Raw genomic sequence first — 18,323 nt, 5'->3', positions numbered from 1 at the left:
ACAGTGGAACCATGCACGTAGCGGTGGTCGCCGACGGCGAGGGCGGTGGCTGGCTCCAGGACCTGGGACACGCCCCCGGCCCGGTCCGCCGTGTCACCGACCTCGCCGACGCCGTCCGGAGGGCGGAGCACGGGTGTCCGGAACCGCCCCGCTGGGTCTGGTCGGCCGGCGAGGACGTCTACCCGGACCTGGTCGGGGCCGGGGTGCGTGTCGCGCGCTGCCACGACGTCGCGCTGACCGAGGCGCTCCTGCTCGGGTACCACGCACGCCACGGGGAGGCACACTCCCTGGGGGCGGCCTGGGCCCGGTTGCACGACCTTCCCGTGCCCGACGACCCGGTCCGCCCGCTCGGTGAGGGCACCGCCGCGCAGCCCGCCCTGTTCGGGGCCGACCGGTCCACGCTGCCCCCGGGAACCGACCGCCTGGCCGCCCTGGTCGAGGTCCACGACGATCAGCTGCGCCGTGTCGCGGAGCTGCCCCACCCCCAGCGGATGCGGCTGCTGGTGGCCGTGGAGTCGGCCGGCGGCCTGGCCGCCGCCGAGATGACCCACGACGGCCTGCCCTGGCGGCCCGACGTCCACGACGAGGTCCTCACGGAGCTGTTGGGGCCCCGGCCGCACGCCGGGCAGCGTCCCGCGGTCCTGGCCGAACTCGTCGCGCGCATCAGCGACGCGGTGGGACGCGAGGTCAACCCCGACTCACCCGCGCAGGTCCTGCGGGCCATGGCCTGGATCGGCCATCCCGTCGAGTCCACCCGTTCCTGGGTGCTGGAACGCGTCGACCATCCCGTGGTTCCCCTCCTGCTCCGGTACAAGGAGCTCGCCCGCCTGTACTCCGCCAACGGGTGGACGTGGCTGGACACCTGGGTGCGTGAACGCCCCGGTCCCCACGGGGCGCGTCTCGGCCGCTTCCACCCCGACTACGTGGTCGGCGGTGTCGTGTCCGGTCGTTGGGCGACCCGGGGCGGCGGCGCCCTCCAGATCCCCAGAGCGGTGCGCCCGGCCGTACGCTCCGACCCCGGGTGGGTGCTCGTGCGCGCCGACGCCGGACAGCTCGAACCCCGCGTCCTCGCCGCCGTGTCCGGTGACGACGCCCTGGCCGCCGCGGCCGCCGAGGACGACCTCTACGCCCGCCTGGCCGCACACGTGGGCGGCGACCGGGAACGGGCCAAGATCGGCATGCTCTCGGCCATGTACGGCCAGACCTCCGGTGACGCCGCCCCGCTGCTGCGTACCATGCGCCTTCTCTACCCCCGGGCGCTGGAGTACGTCGACCAGGCCGCCCGTACCGGAGAGAACGGCGGGATCGTCCGCTCGTGGCTGGGCCGGACCTCGCCCGCCCCGCGTGCGTGGTCCACGACCGTGTCCGGTCCCGACGGGGACCGCCGCCGCCGCGCCCACGGTCGGTTCACCCGCAATTTCGTCGTCCAGGCCACGGCGGCCGAGTGGGCGCTCGTCCTGCTGGCCGCGCTGCGGCAGCGCCTGCCGTCCCTGCCCGAAGGGGCCGGTATCGTCTTCTTCGTCCACGACGAGGTCGTCCTCCACGTTCCCCGCGACATGGCCGAGGAGGCGCTCGCCGCGGTCGCCGACGCCGAGACCCGCACCAGGATCACCCTGTTCGGGGACACTCCGGTCCGTTTCCCCCTGGACACGGTCGTCACGGAGGACTACGCGCAACGCTGAGTGAATCGGACACGCGGCGTCGCACGTCCGGAAACGGACGGCGTGGACTTCTTGCAAACTGGGCCGCCTACACCCATTCTTGGACGCGGACGCAACAGCCAGCCCGCTACCGCAGGGGTAACCCCCACCCCGCCCAGCGGTACACAGAAAGGGTGAGATCCCCCCGTGCGGAGCCGTTTCAGATCATGTGCGGGAACCACGGCCGCCTTCGCGGTCGCCTTCACCGCCTTCGGGGCGACCCCCGCGTGGGCGGACCCGATCGTGCAGGACCGGCCGCCCATCGCCGACCAGCTCTCCGAAAGCGACCGGAACACCAGCGGAGTCGACCCCCGCGACTCCTCCACCCCGCCCCCCGACGTCGCGGACGCCGGAGCACTGCGGCGCGACGCCCGGGTGGCTCCGTTCCAGGAGACCCGCAGCGTCGAGTACTTCGCCGTGGCCCCCGACAGCCTGCCCCGTGAGGTGGTCGACCAGGTCCGCGGTATCGAGGGCGTCGAGCACGTCCTGACCGTGGACGCCGCGCGCGTCGGCATCGAGGGGGAGCCCACCTCCGTGCTGGGCGTCGACCCCTCCAGCTTCCGCAACCACGCCCCCCGGCCGTCGGCCGAGTCCGACGAGATCTGGCAGGGCGTGGCCGAGGGCCGCGTCGCGCTGTCCAACACCGTCGGCACCGAGCGCGATCTCGACCTGGGCAGCGAGGTCAGCGTCGCGGGCGGCCGCGGTGAGGTGGACCTGGAGGTGTGGACGCACGCCACCTCCGGCATCGCCGGGATCGACGCCCTCATCTCCCGGGAGCGCGCCGCCGAACTGGGCATGCCCGAGGGCAACGCGCTGGTGGTCTCGGCCCCCGACGCCGACCTGTGGGCGCTCTACGACGCGCTGTCGGACGCCCTCGGCGAGGACGTCTCCCTCCAGTTGGTCGCGGACGCCGCCGAACCCGCGGAGCCCGGCGACGCCGTGCCCTCCTCGGTGATCGAGCAGGTCATCGAGCACGCGCAGAGCCAGGTCGGTGTGCCCTACGTCTGGGGCGGTGAGACCCCGGAGGGTGGTTTCGACTGCTCGGGGCTGCTCCAGTGGGCCTTCCTCCAGGCGGGCGTGCAGATCCCCCGCGTCACACACGACCAGTGGAACGCCGGAGAGCGCGTCGACCTCGAGGACGCCCAGCGCGGCGACCTGTTGTTCTGGCGTTCGGACCCGACCGCGCCCGACTACATCTCGCACGTGGCCATCTACCTGGGTGACGACATGATGCTGGAGGCGCCGCGCACCGGCCTGAACGTACGGGTCACCGAGGTACGGACCGACAACTTCGCCGGAGTGGTGCGCGTTCGCACCTGAGGCCGCGCCCCCGCCCCGGGGACACGAGAGCGGGCCGTGGCGTCACCTCGCCGGTGACGCCACGGCCCGCCCGTCTCTCCTTGTCCGAAGAACCCAGCCGGGAGGGGAAGGCAGGCCTCGGTTCAGGAGGGGGGACAGGGCCGTCACTGAGGGAGGGGGAGCCAGCGCACGGACCCTGTTTTCGGTGGTATTGAGTTCTGACGGCACACGACCGGATCAGCGCCGGGGCCCGTCGCACAGGGTCTACATAAGCAGTGCCCGGGCGATTTGGCAAGGGGATCCGCGCAGCCCGACACGCCCTTCCGGCACGGGCGGATCACCCGTCGTCCGGCCCTCGCCCGGGTGTTCGGTGGCGTTCTCCCCCTGTTCAACGCCCCATCGCGTACCCCTGCGACCCGCGTGCGTCGGCGGCGGCCCGGAGCTCACCCGTGTCGGGGTCCCGCGCGACGGCGGCCAGCCGGCCGAGCGTCCAGGCGTCGGTGACCTCGACCCGGTGCCCCCGCCCCGCCAGGTCGGTGATGACGTCCTCGCCGACCCCGGGTTCGACGATCAGGTGTCCCGGGACGGTCTCCCTCGGGTGGAACGAGCTCGGGAAGGCGCTGGTGTGGAACATCGGGGTGTCCAGTGCCTCCTGGAGGTCGTCGACACCGTGGAGGATCCGCAGCAGCGCGGTGAACGTCCACTGGTCCTGCTGGTCGCCGCCGGGTGTCCCGATGGCGAGGACCGCCTGGCCGTCCCCGCGGGTCACGAGGGTGGGGGAGAGGGTGGTGCGCGGGCGTTTGCGGGGCGCGAGGGCGTTGGGGGAGGCGGGGTCGAGCCAGAACATCTGTGCCCGGGTGCCGAGCGGGAAGCCCAGGGCGGGGATGACCGGTGAGCTGCTGAGCCAGCCACCGCTCGGGGTGGCCGAGACCATGTTGCCCTGCGCGTCGACCACGTCCACGTGGCAGGTGTCGCCGCGCAGGTCGGCAGGGGTGGCGTTGACGGCACCGACCGTGGGCTCGCCGGTGGTGCGGTCGCCGGGTACCGTGCCGGGCCCGTACACGGGAGGGGTGAACGGGATGCGTCCGGCGACCGGGCCGGGGCTCGGAGCGGGGACGGCGCGGCCGTCGTCGACGAGGCCGGCGAGCCGGGCGGCGTGGTCGGCGGAGAGGAGCTCCCTGATCGGGACGTCGACGTGGTCGGGGTCGCCGTACCAGGCCTCCCGGTCGGCGAAGGCGAGCTTGGCGGCCTCGGTCACCCGGTGCACGAACTCGGCGCTGACCCCCTCGCGGACGTCGTGGCCGGTGTTCAGCTCCTCGGCGATCCGCAGCTGTTGGAGCATGACCGGCCCCTGCCCCCACGGGCCCGTCTTGTGCACGGTGTGCCCGCCGTGGGCGACACTCACCGGGTCCTCGAAGGTGGCGCTCCAGTCGGCCATGTCCTGGGCGGTGAGCAGGCCCTGGCGGGGTACCCCGGAGCCGTCGGGCACGGGCGCGGCGAGGAACGCCCCCACGGCCTCGGCGACGAACCCGTGCGACCAGGAGCGGCGGGCCGCCTCGATCTGGGCCCCGCGGTCGGAGCCGGCGTGTTCGGCCTCGGTGACGATCCGGCGGTAGGTGGCGGCCAGGGCGGGGTTGCGCAGGCGTGTTCCGGTTCTGGGCGCGGAGCCGTGGGGGAGGTAGACCTCGGCCGACCCGGGCCAGTGCCGGCTGAAGACGGGGGCGAGGGAGGTGACGGCTCCGGCGATCCGCTCCAGGACGGGGTAGCCGCGCTCGGCGAGTCCGATGGCGTGGTCGAGGACGTCGCGCACGGTCATGGTCCCGTGGTCGCGCAGGAGCAGCATCCAGGCGTCGAAGGAGCCGGGGACGGTGGCGGCGAGCACGCCGTTGCCGGGGACGAGCTCCATGTCCGCGAAGGCGTCCATGGTGGCGGCGGCGGGGGAGACCCCCTGGCCGCACAGCACGCGCGGGGACCCTCCGGCGGCTTGGAGGAGCACGGGGACCTCACCGCCGGGCCCGTTGAGGTGGGGTTCGACGACCTGGAGGGTGAAACCCGCCGCGACGGCGGCGTCGAAGGCGTTGCCTCCGCGTTCGAGCACGGACATGCCGGTGGCACTGGCGAGCCAGTGGGTGGAGGCGACCATTCCGAAGTCGCCGCGGAGTTGGGGGCGCGTGGTGAAGCGGGGCATGGCTCTCCTCGGGGGCTCGGGGGCTCGGGGGCTCGGGGATGGGCATCCGCCCGGGGCGGCGGATCCCCGCCCGGCGCCCCGGGCGGGTGTGGCGCCGGTCACCGGGGCGGGCGCCGAGCCGACCGTATCCCACGGGCCCGGTCCGCGGAGCTCGGTCCACAGGCCGGCGGCCCGGGGCCGGCGTATCCGTCCGGCCCCGGGCCACCGTTGATCTGGGGGCGTTCACGCTCCACCCGCTCCGTGCTGCCCGGCCGGAGGCTCTCCACTCCGGTCGGGCACCCGCCCACGGTCACCCGCCCCCGCGCGGCTGCGCTCCGTCCGCGCACGGTTCCGGTCCGCCGCGGTCACGTGTCCGGCCGGTCACCCGACCGCGGCCACGCGTCGTTTCGGCCCGACCGGGTCACGCCCCTCCGGCACCCCGGCCGTGTCAGGGCGTCTCCATCTCGAAGCTCCACGGCAGGGAGTTCCACAGTTCCTCCCACTCCGCGTCGTCCATCGGTTCGAGGCCGCCGGCCTGGCCCGGGCCGGGCGCGTGCGTCTCGGTGGACGAGTGGGAGACCTCCTCCATGCCCTCGGTCGCGTTGGCCTCGGCCTCCTCGACGAGCCGGGCGATCAGGTCGGCGATCTCGGCGATCACGGACTCCACGTCGGAGCGCTGCATGTCGAGGCTGTCGGCGCACAGGTCCGTGGCCGCGTTCTTCTCCCCCTCGGTGCCGTGGTACCAGACGGTGGCGAGCAGTTCGTCGCGCTGTCCGTCGGTCAGCTGGTCGCGGCTCAGCGGCTGCTCGGCGGTGTCACCGGAGGAGGCGGAGGTCGGCTCCCGCTCCTCCCCGGTGTCGTCGTAGTCGAAGACCACGAACTCGTCGATCAGGCACTCCTTGACCCGCCGGGAGTTCATCGCGTCGGGGTCGTCGGACTCGGCGTCCGCCTCCCCGGGCCCGGAGGCGTCGTTCCCGGCCGCAGCGATGTCCTCCGCGCTCACCTCGACCGCGTCGGCGTCCTCGGCGGTCCCCTCGGAGGCGTCGTTCCCGGCCGCAGCGATGTCCTCCGCGCTCACCTCGACCGCGTCGGCACCCTCCGGTTCCCCGGCCGCCGCGTCCTTGGTGGTGGCCGTGTCCTCGGCGGGATCGGCCCCCTCTCCGGCCGCCGTGGCTTCGACCGGCTCCGCGGTCCCGCCTTCGCCCTCCTGGGCCGGAGTCTCCTGCGCGGTCTCCCCGGACCCCTCGGCTCCTTCGGCCTCCGAAGCCTCATCGGGCTCGGTGCCCCCCTCGCTCTCCCCGCTCTCACCGGCGTCGTCCTGGACGGCCTCCTCCGGAGCCTCCTCCTGGGCCGTCGCCTCCTCGCCCTCCGCGGTCTCCTCGGCGTCCCGGTCCGTGACTCCGGCGACCGCATCCGCCATCCTCCGCAGCTCGTCGCCGTTCCACCGCTCCGGCCGCAGGTGGATGGTGACCGCGACGCCGGGCTCCTCCAGCCAGAACATGTCGCCCGTCGACTCCGAGACGTAGGCCTCGCGCGCGGCGTCACCGCTGCCGTCCAGTCGCTCCAGCCCCCGCTCGGGCAGGTGTGCGTACCGCTGTTCGCGCAGGTCCTCCAGCTTCTGGATGCGTTCCGAGCGCAGGATCATCACGCGCCCGTAGAGCTGGTCGGGGCCCTGCACCCAGGAGATCTGCGACTGGCTGTTGCCCCGCCGGTCCATCAGTGAGGAGGCGTTGAGCCCGAATCTGTCCAACCCGGGGGGCAGGTAACCGATCTCGAACCCGTCGAGCTTGTACGAGGAGACCGCCTGTTCGACCACCGGCCAGTTGATCACCCGCGGGTCCTTGTCGTCCGCCGCCACCGCCGGTCCCGCGAGACCTGCCAGCCCGGTGGTCGAGAGCGTGGCGGCGCCCAGGAGCGCGACCCACCTCGTGTGGTGCTTGCGCATCGTCGTCCCTTCCCATCGACTACTACCAGTGATGGTTTCAGGACTCTATGTGATTCACGGGGGGCTCTCCAGTCAAAACCGGTACATGACGTAATTGATTCGCTTCATTGGGTGAAAATCCGGGAAGGGTGTGACCTGTCCCGTACCAGAAGATGGGACTCCCATTACCCGGCGCTCCGCGCACGGTCATCGGGGGGTCACCATCCGCACCCACCCTGATGGAGCAATCGGCCAGTCCACGCGAACTTGGGAGGTCCGGTGCGCCGCATCGGGATCGTCGTCGGAGCCGCTTCACTCCTCATCACCGCCAGCGCGGGCGTCTCGGTCGGGGCTCCCGCCCTCGACCCCCGTGAACCCGCCACCGAACCCCTCGCCGTCCACCACCCCGTCTTCGACCGCCCGCTCATCGCCGTCGCCCACCGCGGCGCGTCGGGGCGCGCGCCGGAGAACACCCTCGCCGCCATCGACGCCGCCCGCGAGCGGGGCGCCGTGACGGTCGAGGTCGACGTCCAGCTCACCGCGGACGGCGAACCCGTGATCATGCACGACACCACCCTGGAGCGGACCACCGACGTCGAGGCGGTCTTTCCGGACCGCGCGCCCTACCGGGTCGCCGACTTCACCATGGCGGAGATCCGCCGACTCGACGCCGGCGGCTGGTACGACCCCGCCTTCGCGGGCGAGCCCGTCCCCACCCTGGGGGAGGTCCTCGACCGGTTGGAGGAACACGACCTCAACCTCCTCCTGGAGCTCAAGTCGCCCGACCTCTACCCCGGCCTCGAACGCGCCGTCGCCAGGGACCTGTTCGACCGGGAGGGGTGGCTCAGGCGCACTCCGCCGTGGGAGCCCCGCCGCCTGGTCATCCAGAGCTTCGACTGGGAGTCGGTCCGCGAGTCCCAGGACATCCTGCGGTCCGTTCCGCACGGCCTGCTGGGACTGGTCCCCGAGGACCGGATCGACGACTACGACTGGGCGGCCATGATCAACCCGAACCACCGGCACATCGACGCCGACTACGTCGAGCGGGTCCAGGAGGCCGGGATGGAGATCATGCCCTACACGATCAACGACCGCGCCACCATGGACGCCGTCCTGGGCATGGGGGTGGACGGTTTCATCACCGACTACCCCGAGGCCGGACGGGAGGCCATCGACGACTTCGACGGCGACCGCGTCGGCGCCCCGCCCGTGCCGCCCGCGCCCCCGGTCGCGGCGAACGACTGACCCCCGGCCGCCCGCCGCGCCCGACACCGGTGGGATGATCGGGCGGAACGACGCGCCCCGCCCCGGACACGGCTCGCCGAGCCGTGTCCGGGGCGGGGCACCGGCGCACAGGAGGCGTGGACACACCGTGACCGATCGGCTCGACATCCCGCGTGAACACGTCGACTGGCGGACCAAGGGACTCTGGTGGCCGGGTGAGCCCGTCACCCTGGAGGAGTTCGCCGCCCGGCGGTTCCCTCTCTTCTCCGGCCCGTTCACCTGGCCGCTCATGGTGTTGCGCGCCTCCGCGCTCGACCGCAACATCGCGGCGCTCGCCGACTTCTCCGCCCGGCACCGCCTGCTCCTGGCACCGCACGGCAAGACCTCCATGGCCCCCGCGCTGATCCAGCGCCAGCTGGCGGCGGGCGCCTGGGGGGTCACCGCGGCCACCGCCCACCAGGTCCTGGCCTACCGCCGTTTCGGGGTCGGCCGGATCATCCTCGCCAACGAACTCCTCGACGGGGTGGCGCTGCGCTGGATCGCCGACGAACTCGACCGCGACCCCGGCTTCGAGTTCCTCCTCTACGCCGACTCCGCCGAGGGGGTGGCGGCCGTCTCCGGCGCCCTCGCCGGCCGCCCGGCAGGCCGCCCCCTGCGCGTGCTGGTCGAACGCGGTGTCCCCGGCGGACGTACCGGCTGCCGCACCCGCGAACACCTCCTCGGCGTGGCACGCGCCGTCGTCGCCGCGCCCGGCCTGGAACTGGCCGGGGTCGCGGGCTACGAGGGGCCCCTGGGTGAGGACGCCGACGCCGTGCGCGCGTTCCTCCGCGACCTGGGCGGTGACGCGGCGGAACTCGCCGCCGAGCACGGGCTGGAGCGGCCGGTGCTGTCGGTGGGCGGCAGCGCCTGGTTCGACCTGGTCGCCGAGGAGCTCAGCGGCCGGGAGGACGTGCTGCCGATCCTGCGCAGCGGCGCCTACGTCGCACACGACGACGGCCTCTACCGCCGCACCACCCCCTACCGGCGCCTCCCCGAGGGGCCCGACACCCTGGAGGGTGCGCTGGAACTGTGGGCGCGGGTGGTGTCGGTACCGGAGGAGGGGCTGGCCATCGCCGCCCTGGGGCGGCGCGAGGCCAACCACGACCAGGGGTTCCCGATCCCCCGCGTGCTGCGGCGCGCCGGCGGGGAGACCGTCGCGGCCACGGGGGTGGAGGTCACCGCACTCAACGACCACCACGCCTACCTGCGATTCCCGCCCGAACGCGGGGTGGTCCCCGGCGACCTGGTCTCCTTCGGGATCTCGCACCCGTGCACGGCCTTCGACCGCTGGCGGGTCATCCCGGTGGTGGACGACCGGGACACGGTCGTGGACGTCGTCGCCACCTACTTCTGAGTCCGCTCCGTCACCGGCCGCCGATCCCCGGCCGGGTCTGCCACGGGTGCGGTCCGTCCAGCGGCCGGTACTCCACCCCGGCCGCGTCCAGCCGGTCCAGGTGCCCGCGCAGCCGGGGCTCGAACTCGGCGTAGTCGCGGTCGCCGGAGGACCACACCTGTTCGGCGAAGGCGGCCGCGCGCGGGAACACCATGTAGTCCAGCCCGCGGGGCGTGTCCGTGTGCTCGGTCCACACGTTGACCTGGGCGCCCAGGACGTGCTCGGCCTCCGCCTCGGTCAGCCCCTCGGGGACGGGCTCGGCGGCGTAGACGTCCTCGGTGCGCAGGAGCGTGCCGACCGGGATCGGCTCGTCGGGGGAGTCGGACTGCTTGTAGTCGAGGTAGGACGTCGCGGTCGGCGCCATGACCACGTCGTGGCCGGCCCGGGCCGCGGCCACGCCGCCCTCCTGGCCGCGCCAGGACATCACCGTCGCGCCCGCCGCCAGACCCCCCTCGAGGATCTCGTCCCATCCGAGCAGCCTGCGTCCCCGCGCCGTCAGGTGCGCGTCGAGCTGACGGATGAACCAGCTCTGGAGCCCGTCCTCGTCGGCCAGCCCCTCCTCGCGGATCCTCCGCTGGGCGGACTCGCTGTCCTTCCACTGGGTCTTGGGGCACTCGTCGCCGCCCACGTGCACGTACGTGCTCGGGAACAGCTCCAGCACCTCGTCGAGCACGTTCCGGTAGAAGTCCAGCACGTTGTCGGTGACGGCCAGCACGTTGTCGTTGATCCCCCACTCGGTCCACACCGGGATCCGCCCGCTCTCGCCCAGCTCGGGGTAGGCGTGGATGGCGGCCTGGGAGTGGCCGGGGACGTCGATCTCGGGGACCACCGTGATGTGGCGGGCCGCGGCGTGGGCGACGATCTCCCGGATGTCCTCCTGGGTGTAGAACCCGCCGTGGGGGCGCCCGTCGAACACGGGCGGCGTGGTGGCGCCGACCTGGCTCTCGGTACGCCACGCACCGGCCTCGGTCAGTTTCGGGTACCGCAGGATCTGGATCCGCCACCCCTGGTCGTCGGTCAGGTGCAGGTGCAGGACGTTGAGTTTGTGCGCGGCCATCAGGTCGACGAACCGCAGCACCTCGCGTTTGGGGAGGAAGTGCCGGGCCACGTCCAGCATCACGCCGCGCCAGCGGAACCGGGGGGCGTCGGTGACGCGCACGGCGGGCAGGGTCCACTCCACACCGCCGATCGGCGCGCCGCGGTAGGCGTCGGCGGGCAGCAGCTGACGCAGGGTCTGGGCGCCGTAGAACACTCCGGCCGGGTCGTGGCCGACGACGATGGCGCCCTCCTCGTCCACGATCAACCGGTAGCCCTCCGGGCCGAGCCCCGCACCGGAGTCGACGCTGAGCCGTATCCGTGCGTCGTCCTCGTCCCCGGTGGCCAGCGGGAGGCCAGTCGACGCGCCGAGTTCACGCTGGAGCCATGCCAGGGTTCCCCGAGCCTCGGGGTCGGCGGACACCCTGGTGGCCGTGGTGAGTGTGAATCCGTCGGAATCGCCTGGAACGGCCTGGTCGGGGCGGGGCACCAGTGGCCGGTCGGCGAGGCGGGGGGAGGAAGTGTCGGGCACGGGAGGGTGCTCCTATCCGGTCTAGACCAATAGTGGACATCCTGCCATGCGCGCGCCTCGGTGCGCACCCCCGCGGGTGCGCCAGCCCCGCACACCCGGACCCGGTGCGGCCCCTGAGCCGGGGTACGGGTGGGCGAGAGCGGTCCGACCTGGGACGCGACACCGCCGCCGCCCGAAGGTGTCGTACGCGGACCCTGAAACGTGGTGGGGCGGGCACCACCCGGTGGACGGGGGTTGTCGTTATCGCCGACACGGGGCGCCCGTCCGTAACGTGGTGTCCAGATCCGGAGCCCGAGGAGCCGAAGGGGCGGGACCGAGTGCCAGGGGATGCGACGATGCGGTCACGACGCGGAGCGTCGGCGGCGACCACCCGGAGGTGGTGGCGCTGATGGCGTGGTTCGTGCTCATCGCCGTGGCGGGGGCCTTCACCCTGGCACTGGGCTCCGCGCTCCAGGAACGCGACGCCGTGCGCGCCCCGGGGCGGCAGGTCGCGCGGGCCGGGTTCCTGCTGCACCTGCTGCGCCAGCCCCGGTGGCTGGTCGGCAGCGGGGCGGCGGTCCTGGGCGCGACCCTGCACCTGGTGGCCCTCAGCGGCGCCCCGCTGACCATCATCCAACCGATCGGTGTCACCGGACTGCTGTTCGCGATCGTCCTGTCGGCGCTGTTCAACCACCAGAGGGTGAGCGCCTGGCAGATCACCGCCGGAGCCGCCGTCATGGTGGGTCTGGTGGGTGTCCTGTGGCTGTTCCCGCACGGGTCGAACACGCCCGTCATGGGGACCGGGACCGCGCTCGCCCTGGCCGGGGGCTCCCTCGGGTTCGGGCTCGCCGTGTACCTCACCGCGCACTGGACCCCCAGCGGAACGCGCTCCCTGCTGCTCGCCCTGGCGGGCGGGGCGGCCATGGGCACCACGTCCGGTCTGGCACGCGTCATCGCCGCCAACGTCCTCGACGACTGGACGACCCTGGTCGGCTGGCTGACCCCGCTCGCCGTGCTCACCGCGGTCTTCGGCGCCCTGCTCATGCAGAACGCCTACCGGACCGGCCACTTCGCGGCGGCCTACGCCACGCTGCTCATCACCGATCCCGTCGTCGGTGTGGCCATCGGCGCGTTCCTGCTGGGGGAGGGGGTCCCCGAGACCGCCGCGGAGCAGGCGGGGGCCGCGGCCTTCGCGGCCCTGGCGATCTGCGGGACCGTCGCCCTGGCCCGGACACGCCACCGCAACCCCGAGGCCGGGGGCGCCGGTGGGCGCGTGCCCAAGCAAGCCCGCAACCGTAACCGTTGAAGGAGTCGCCATGGCCCAGTCCGACCGCGTGCTGCGTGTGCTCATCGCCACGGACACCTATCCGCCCGACGTCAACGGCGCGGGGTACTTCACCCACCGGCTCGCCGAGGGGCTGACCGGGCGGGGGCACCGCGTCCACGTGGTCTGCCCCTCCGACCTGGGCGACCCCTACGTGACCGTCAACGGCGGCGTGACCGAGCACCGCCTGCGGTCGGCCCCCATCCCCCTCCAGGAGTCGATGCGCATGGCCGTTCCCCTGGGCATCGGCGGCCACACGGCGCGGTTGGTGGCACGCCTGGACCCGGACGTCGTCCACGTGCAGAGCCACTTCACGGTCAGCCGGACGGCGCTGCGCAGGGCCCGCGCGGCGGGGGTGCCGGTCGTGTTCACCAACCACTTCATGCCGGACAACCTGTACGCGCACGCCCACCTGCCCCAGGGGGTGCACGCGGTCGCCGGGTCGGTCGCCTGGCGTGACATGGTGCGCGTCGCGGGAGCGGCCGACCACGTGACCACGCCGACCCCGCGCGCCGCCCGCCTGCTGCGGGAGAAGGGTTTCGCCCGGGCGGTGGAGGCCGTCTCCTGCGGCATCGACCTGGAACGGTTCCACCCCCGGCAGGAGGAGAGGGCGGCGGTCCGTGCCCGGTTCGGCCTGCCCGAGCGCGACACCGTCGTCTTCGTCGGCCGGCTCGACGTGGAGAAGCGGATCGACGACACGATCCGTGCCCTGGCGTGTGTGGTGCCGCAGCGGGACGCCCAACTGGTCCTGGCCGGGACCGGGCAGCGCGAACAGGAGCTGCGCGTGCTCGCCGCCGGTCTCGGGATCGCCGACCGCGTGCACTTCCTCGGCTTCGTCCCGGACGACGACCTGCCGCTGGTCTACGCGGCGGGGGACGTCTTCGCGATCGCGAGTGTGGCGGAACTCCAGAGCATCGCGACGCTGGAGGCCATGTCCACCGGTCTGCCGGTGGTGGCCGCGGACGCGATGGCGCTGCCGCACCTGGTCGAGGAGGGGCGCAACGGCTTCCTCTTCCCGGCCGGCGACGTGTCCGCGCTGGCCGGACACCTGCTGGCGGTCCTGGGCCCCGACGACCGCCGCCGCGCCATGGGTGCGGCGAGCCGGGAGATCGCGCTGCGACACGACCACCGCCGGTCGCTGGAGCGCTTCGAGGCCCTGTACACGAGTCTCGGGGCGACGGCGCCCGCGCCCGTGCGGGTGGAGCGGGTCATCGCCGCCTGAGGCGAATGTAGCCGAATGATGTCCGTTATGTCACTTTCCGTATTCTTTGCGAGGAGATCAGTGAACTGAGCTCTGATCAGGAAATACCTGACAATGTGTGGTTCGAGGGCATCAGCGGGCGGGCCGGGGTCGGCCGGATCGCGCGCGGCGGCAACGCGACGGAGGGTCTCACCGAGCGGCTGATGAGCGCCGAGCGGGAGGCCCACACCCACGAGCGCGACATGTCCGAGTTCGAGCGAGAACGCATCGACCTGGAGCACCGGGTGGTGCGGATGGAAGCCGAACTCGAAGCCCTGCGACGAAGGCGGCTGGAGGCCTACGCCCGCTGGTGGAACGCCAGGGACGACCGCGACCGCGCCCTCCACATCTGCCGCCGACTGCGCCGGCGCATCGACCGGACGCGCCGCCGGAGGAGCGACCCGTGATCTCCCGGGGAGCGCCGCTCACACGTCCCGCACGGGCCCCCGCACGGTCGGCCCGTGCCCGGACAGGCGCTCCCCGACCTCGGCGGCGGCGCTCCTGAGCGCGGCCAGCGTGACCTGCACCGCCGGGCGGCGCAGCGTCGCCGGGCGCAGAACCGCGTAGACGTGCCGCTCCGGTGGCGATCCGGGCAGTCGGCGGAAGACCAGCCCGCCCGGCGCTCCCACCATGGCCAGCGCCGGGACGGCCGCGATGCCGATGCCGCGGGAGACCAGGCTCAGGATGGTGCCCAGCCCCTCGAACTCCCAGGCCGCGCCCGGCAGTCCGCCCACCTTCGCCAGCAGCCGGTCCGTGCCGTAGCGCGACCGCTCGCCCTCCGGGGCCACGATCCACGACTCGCCGAGCAGGCGCTCCAGCTCCAACGGCTCCTCCGGGTCCGCCAGCCGGTGGTACTCGGGGACGGCCAGCACCAGCGGGTCGCGCAGCAGGTGGACGTGGCGCAACCCGCTCTCCGGGCCGGGGCCCGGATGCTGTCCGGTCCAGTCGTCGACCAGGGCGATGTCGACCTCGCGCGAGCGCACCTTCTCGGTGCCCGTCGCCAGCAGGGTCTGGCGCAGCACCAGCTGCATGCCCCCGTGCGCGCGCAGCGCGGGGGCGAGCAGCGGGGCGAAGGCCACGGCGGCGGTCGGGAAGGCGGTCACCGTGACCACGCCGATCGCGACGTCCGCCTGCTCGGCCAGGACCGACTCCGTGGCCTCCACCAGCGCGAGGATCTCCTCCGCCTGGACGACCAGGAGCCGTCCGGCGTCGGTCAGTTCGGCGCCCCGGGCCGAACGGTCCAGGAGCGCGACCCCGGTCTCCCGTTCCAGGGTGGCCAGCTGCTGTGACACGGCCGAGGGCGTGTATCCCAGGGCGGTGGCCGTGGCAGCGATGGTGCCCCGCGCGCTGAACTCGCGGAGGAGGTGGAGCCGTCGAAGATCGAGCATAAGCTCATCTTATGCTCACCATCGAAAAGACTCGCTTGTACTGATGGAGCAACGCGGGCAGGCTGAACAGTGACAGACCGTCACGCCATGGTGCGGTCAAGCGCCAGAACATGAGTCGGAGATGAGTCATCGATGACCGTCACTGTGTCCGCGACGCTCGCCGTCAACGAGGCCCTCGCAGAGAAACGACGCCAGGGGGTGCGCGTCCTGCCGCTCGGCTTCGGCGAGGCCGGGCTCCCGGTTCACCCGGTGCTGCGGGACCAGCTCTCCGCCGGCAACGGCGCCAACGCCTACGGCCCCGTCGCCGGTACGGAGGCCCTGCGGGAGGCGGCCTCGGGGTACTGGGAGCGGCGCGGGCTGCCCACCGACCCCGGGATGGTGATCGCCGGTCCCGGCAGCAAGCCGCTGCTGTACAGCCTCCTCATGGAGATCGGCGGTGACACCGCCATCGCCGCGCCCAGCTGGGTGAGCTACGCGGCGCAGAGCCGTCTGCTCGGGCAGCGTCCGCTCATGGTGCCCACGGCCACGGGGGAGGGCGGCCTTCCCCAGCCCGACCTGCTGCACGCGGCCGTCACCGGCGCCCGTGAACAGGGCCGCACCGTCAGCGCCGTGATCGTCACCCTGCCCGACAACCCCACCGGTACCGTGGCCCGGCCGGACACGGTACGCCGCCTGGCGGAGGTGGCCCGCGAACTCGACCTGGTCATCATCTCCGACGAGATCTACCGCGACCTCGTCCACCCCGCCGCGCCCGGCGAGGCCCCGGCCGAGGTGCGCAGCCCCGCCGAGTACGCGCCCGAGCGCACCGTCGTCTCCACCGGCCTGAGCAAGAACCTGGCCCTGGGCGGCTGGCGGATCGGTGTCCTGCGCCTGCCCGACTCCGAGATCGGCCGCCGGCTGCGCGGCGGCCTGCTCGGTGTGGCCAGCGAGATCTGGTCGAGCCCGTCCGCCCCCGTGCAGGCGGCCGCCGCGCACGCCTTCACCGAACCCGCCGAACTGGTCGACCACATCGGCCGCAGCCGCCGCCTGCACGGACTCGTCGCCCGGGCCGTCACCGACGTGTTCGTCCGCGCCGGGGCCGCGGTGGCCACCCCGCGCGCGGCCTTCTACCTCTACCCGGACTTCGAGCCGCACCGCGAGCGGTTGGCCGCCCTGCACGGGGTGGCCACCGGAGCCGAACTCACCGGGTTGCTCCTGGAGCGGTACGGGATGGGTGTCCTGCCTGCCGCCGAGTTCGGTGAGGGGCCCGAGGCCCTCCGCATGCGGGTCGCCACCAGCCTGCTCTACGGCGAGACCGAGGAGCGCCGCTACGCCGCGCTCGCCGCCACGGACCCGCTGGCCCTGCCGTGGATCCGCGCGCACCTGGACCGTCTGGAGGAGGTTCTCGACACCCTGCTCGAAGGGGCGCCGGCCCCCGTCGTCCCCGAGCCGCAGGAGGGAGCGGAGCCGCTCTACTGTTGAGGACCCGGACCGCGCCCGCCACGTGAAGGGGGCGAGGCGGACGCGTCCCGTCGGCCTCCCCCGGGGTTTCTCCGGGGGAGGCCGCTCACCACGGCCTCCGGTCCGCCGGGGCGTGTGCCGCGGCGGCACACGACGTCTCAGGGCGCCCCGGTGCCGACGGCGCCGGACCGGGAGCCCTCGGTGCGGCCGCTGCCACCGAAGGTGTGCCGACCTCCGGCCCTGGCCAGCTCCCGGCTCGGTGCGATCACCGACCGGTAGTGGTCGACCAGCTGCGAGCCGACCGCCTCCCAGGTGCGGTGCGCCACCGACGGCCGGGCCGCGGCCGCCATCCGCTCGCGCACCTGACGGTTGTGCGCCAGCCTCCCCACCGCGACCCGCAGTTCGCGTACGGACTCGGGGGAGTACAGCAGCCCGTTGCGCTCGGGGACGACCAGGTCCACGGGGCCGCCGGAGTTCGGTGCCACCGCCGGGACCCCGGAGGCCAGCGCCTCCTGTACCGCCTGGCAGAAGGTCTCGTCGGCGCCGGTGTGCACGAACACGTCCATGGACGCGTAGAGGCGGGACAGGTCGTCCCCGGTCCGCTGCCCGGTGAACACGGCCTCGGGCAGGCGGCGGCGCAGCCGGGCGCGTTCCGGGCCGTCCCCCACGATCACCAGCCTGATCCCGCGCAGCCGGGCCACGTGGGTCAGCAGGTCCACCCGCTTGTCCTTGGCGAGGCGGCCGACGTAGCCCACGATCGTCTCTCCGCCGGGGGCCAGCCGGCGGCGCAGCTCCTCGTCGCGGTGCTCGGGGGAGAAACGCCGGGTGTCCACACCGCGCTGCCACAGGTGGAGCCGGGGGAAGCCCTGCTCGGTCAGGGTCCCCATGGTGGCCGAGGAGGGCACCAGGGTGCGGTCGACGGCCGAGTGCACCCGGCGGAGCATCGGCCACACGGTCTGGCCGCCGGGCAGTCCGTACCGTCCGGCGAACCCGGCCAGGTCGGTCTGGAACACGGCCACGGTCGGCAGCGCCCAACGGCGGGCGGCCTCCACCGCCGCGTGCCCGAGCAGCGCGGGCGAGGCCAGGTGCAGGACGTCGGGTGCGAAGGCGCGGACGGCGGCGGTCATCGTGCGCAGGGCCGGGAGGCCGACCGCGAAGTCCCGGTAGAAGGGCAGGGGGAGGGAGGGCATGCGGATGACGGGGAACCCGGCGTAGGAGGTGGGGCCGTGTCCCGGTGCCAGCACCACGGCCTGGTGACCCGCGGCGGCGAGCAGGTCGGCGACCCGGCACACGGAGTTGGTGACGCCGTTGACCTGGGGAAGGAAGGACTCGGTCACGATCGCCACGCGGAGAGGGGCGCAGGGCGAGGCGGCCGGGGGCCGTCCGTTGGGGGTGGTGGTGGGCGACGAAGTGGGAGGAGCTGCGGCCGGGGGCCGTCCGTTGAGGGTGGTGGTGGGCGACGAAGTGGGAGGAGCTGCGGCCGGGGGCCGTCCGTTGGGGGTGGTGGTGGGCGACGGGTGGGCCGGGGACATGAGCAGAGCTCCCAACGCAAGGGGGATGACCGACTCCGACGCTAGGGTCGGGGGGTGAACCACCGTCGGGTCCCCGGGGAACCGGGACCGAAGGTCGGGCGTGGTTT

General features: G+C 73.5%; 13 protein-coding genes. 8 read left to right on the top strand and 5 right to left on the bottom strand.

What is annotated here, in order from left to right; translation table 11 throughout:
• Positions 1–11: 11 nt before the first annotated feature.
• Both ACTVAJ_RS14450 and ACTVAJ_RS14445 read left to right on the top strand, forming a co-directional pair.
• On the top strand, positions 12–1,682 hold the full coding sequence (locus ACTVAJ_RS14450) for a bifunctional 3'-5' exonuclease/DNA polymerase (protein WP_470388652.1): 1,671 nt from the start codon (positions 12–14) through the stop codon (positions 1,680–1,682).
• 165 nt (positions 1,683–1,847) lie between these two features.
• Positions 1,848–3,020: a C40 family peptidase gene (locus tag ACTVAJ_RS14445; protein WP_470388651.1), complete on the top strand. Its 1,173-nt coding sequence runs from the start codon at positions 1,848–1,850 to the stop codon at positions 3,018–3,020.
• Positions 3,021–3,387: 367 nt separating this feature from the next.
• Here the strand turns inward: ACTVAJ_RS14445 and ACTVAJ_RS14440 are convergent, their stop codons facing one another.
• Both ACTVAJ_RS14440 and ACTVAJ_RS14435 read right to left on the bottom strand, forming a co-directional pair.
• Entirely contained in the window at positions 3,388–5,187 is a 1,800-nt protein-coding gene (locus tag ACTVAJ_RS14440; protein WP_470388650.1) for a gamma-glutamyltransferase family protein, read from the bottom strand.
• Positions 5,188–5,614: 427 nt separating this feature from the next.
• Complete coding sequence (locus ACTVAJ_RS14435; RefSeq protein ID WP_470388649.1) at positions 5,615–7,111, bottom strand: hypothetical protein; 1,497 nt, start codon at positions 7,109–7,111, stop codon at positions 5,615–5,617.
• Positions 7,112–7,369: 258 nt separating this feature from the next.
• Between ACTVAJ_RS14435 and ACTVAJ_RS14430 the strand changes: the two genes are divergently transcribed.
• Together ACTVAJ_RS14430 and ACTVAJ_RS14425 are read left to right on the top strand one after the other, a co-directional pair.
• Entirely contained in the window at positions 7,370–8,335 is a 966-nt protein-coding gene (locus tag ACTVAJ_RS14430; RefSeq protein WP_470388648.1) for a glycerophosphodiester phosphodiesterase, read from the top strand.
• Between the two features lie 127 nt (positions 8,336–8,462).
• Positions 8,463–9,707, top strand: coding sequence for an alanine racemase (locus ACTVAJ_RS14425; protein ID WP_470388647.1), 1,245 nt, complete (start codon positions 8,463–8,465; stop codon positions 9,705–9,707).
• A 10-nt stretch (positions 9,708–9,717) separates the two neighbouring features.
• Here ACTVAJ_RS14425 and ACTVAJ_RS14420 read toward each other — a convergent pair whose 3' ends face one another.
• Positions 9,718–11,313 (bottom strand): beta-N-acetylhexosaminidase, encoded by a 1,596-nt coding sequence (locus ACTVAJ_RS14420; RefSeq protein ID WP_470388646.1) that lies wholly within the window; start codon positions 11,311–11,313, stop codon positions 9,718–9,720.
• Positions 11,314–11,701: 388 nt separating this feature from the next.
• On the opposite strand from ACTVAJ_RS14420, the gene ACTVAJ_RS14415 reads away from it, so the two are divergent.
• The 3 genes from ACTVAJ_RS14415 to ACTVAJ_RS14405 all read left to right on the top strand — a co-directional run bounded on the left by ACTVAJ_RS14415 (position 11,702) and on the right by ACTVAJ_RS14405 (position 14,263).
• Positions 11,702–12,598 carry a DMT family transporter gene (locus ACTVAJ_RS14415; protein ID WP_470388645.1) on the top strand — a complete coding sequence of 299 codons (897 nt, stop codon included), beginning with the start codon at positions 11,702–11,704 and terminating at the stop codon, positions 12,596–12,598.
• A 10-nt stretch (positions 12,599–12,608) separates the two neighbouring features.
• Complete coding sequence (locus tag ACTVAJ_RS14410; protein WP_470388644.1) at positions 12,609–13,838, top strand: glycosyltransferase; 1,230 nt, start codon at positions 12,609–12,611, stop codon at positions 13,836–13,838.
• Between the two features lie 95 nt (positions 13,839–13,933).
• Positions 13,934–14,263 carry a hypothetical protein gene (locus ACTVAJ_RS14405; protein ID WP_470388643.1) on the top strand — a complete coding sequence of 110 codons (330 nt, stop codon included), beginning with the start codon at positions 13,934–13,936 and terminating at the stop codon, positions 14,261–14,263.
• Positions 14,264–14,281: 18 nt separating this feature from the next.
• On the opposite strand, the gene ACTVAJ_RS14400 is transcribed toward ACTVAJ_RS14405, so the two are convergent.
• Entirely contained in the window at positions 14,282–15,244 is a 963-nt protein-coding gene (locus ACTVAJ_RS14400; protein ID WP_470388642.1) for a LysR family transcriptional regulator, read from the bottom strand.
• Positions 15,245–15,376: 132 nt separating this feature from the next.
• On the opposite strand from ACTVAJ_RS14400, the gene ACTVAJ_RS14395 reads away from it, so the two are divergent.
• Entirely contained in the window at positions 15,377–16,705 is a 1,329-nt protein-coding gene (locus ACTVAJ_RS14395) for a pyridoxal phosphate-dependent aminotransferase (RefSeq protein WP_470388641.1), read from the top strand.
• Between the two features lie 137 nt (positions 16,706–16,842).
• Here ACTVAJ_RS14395 and ACTVAJ_RS14390 read toward each other — a convergent pair whose 3' ends face one another.
• Positions 16,843–18,030, bottom strand: coding sequence for a glycosyltransferase family 4 protein (locus ACTVAJ_RS14390; RefSeq protein WP_470388640.1), 1,188 nt, complete (start codon positions 18,028–18,030; stop codon positions 16,843–16,845).
• Positions 18,031–18,323: the final 293 nt, after the last annotated feature.

Source organism: Nocardiopsis sp. KDC1DS13DA1, assembly GCF_055632325.1.
Note: the sequence above shows the minus strand (reverse complement) of the source record. Positions and strands in the feature narration are given on the sequence as shown.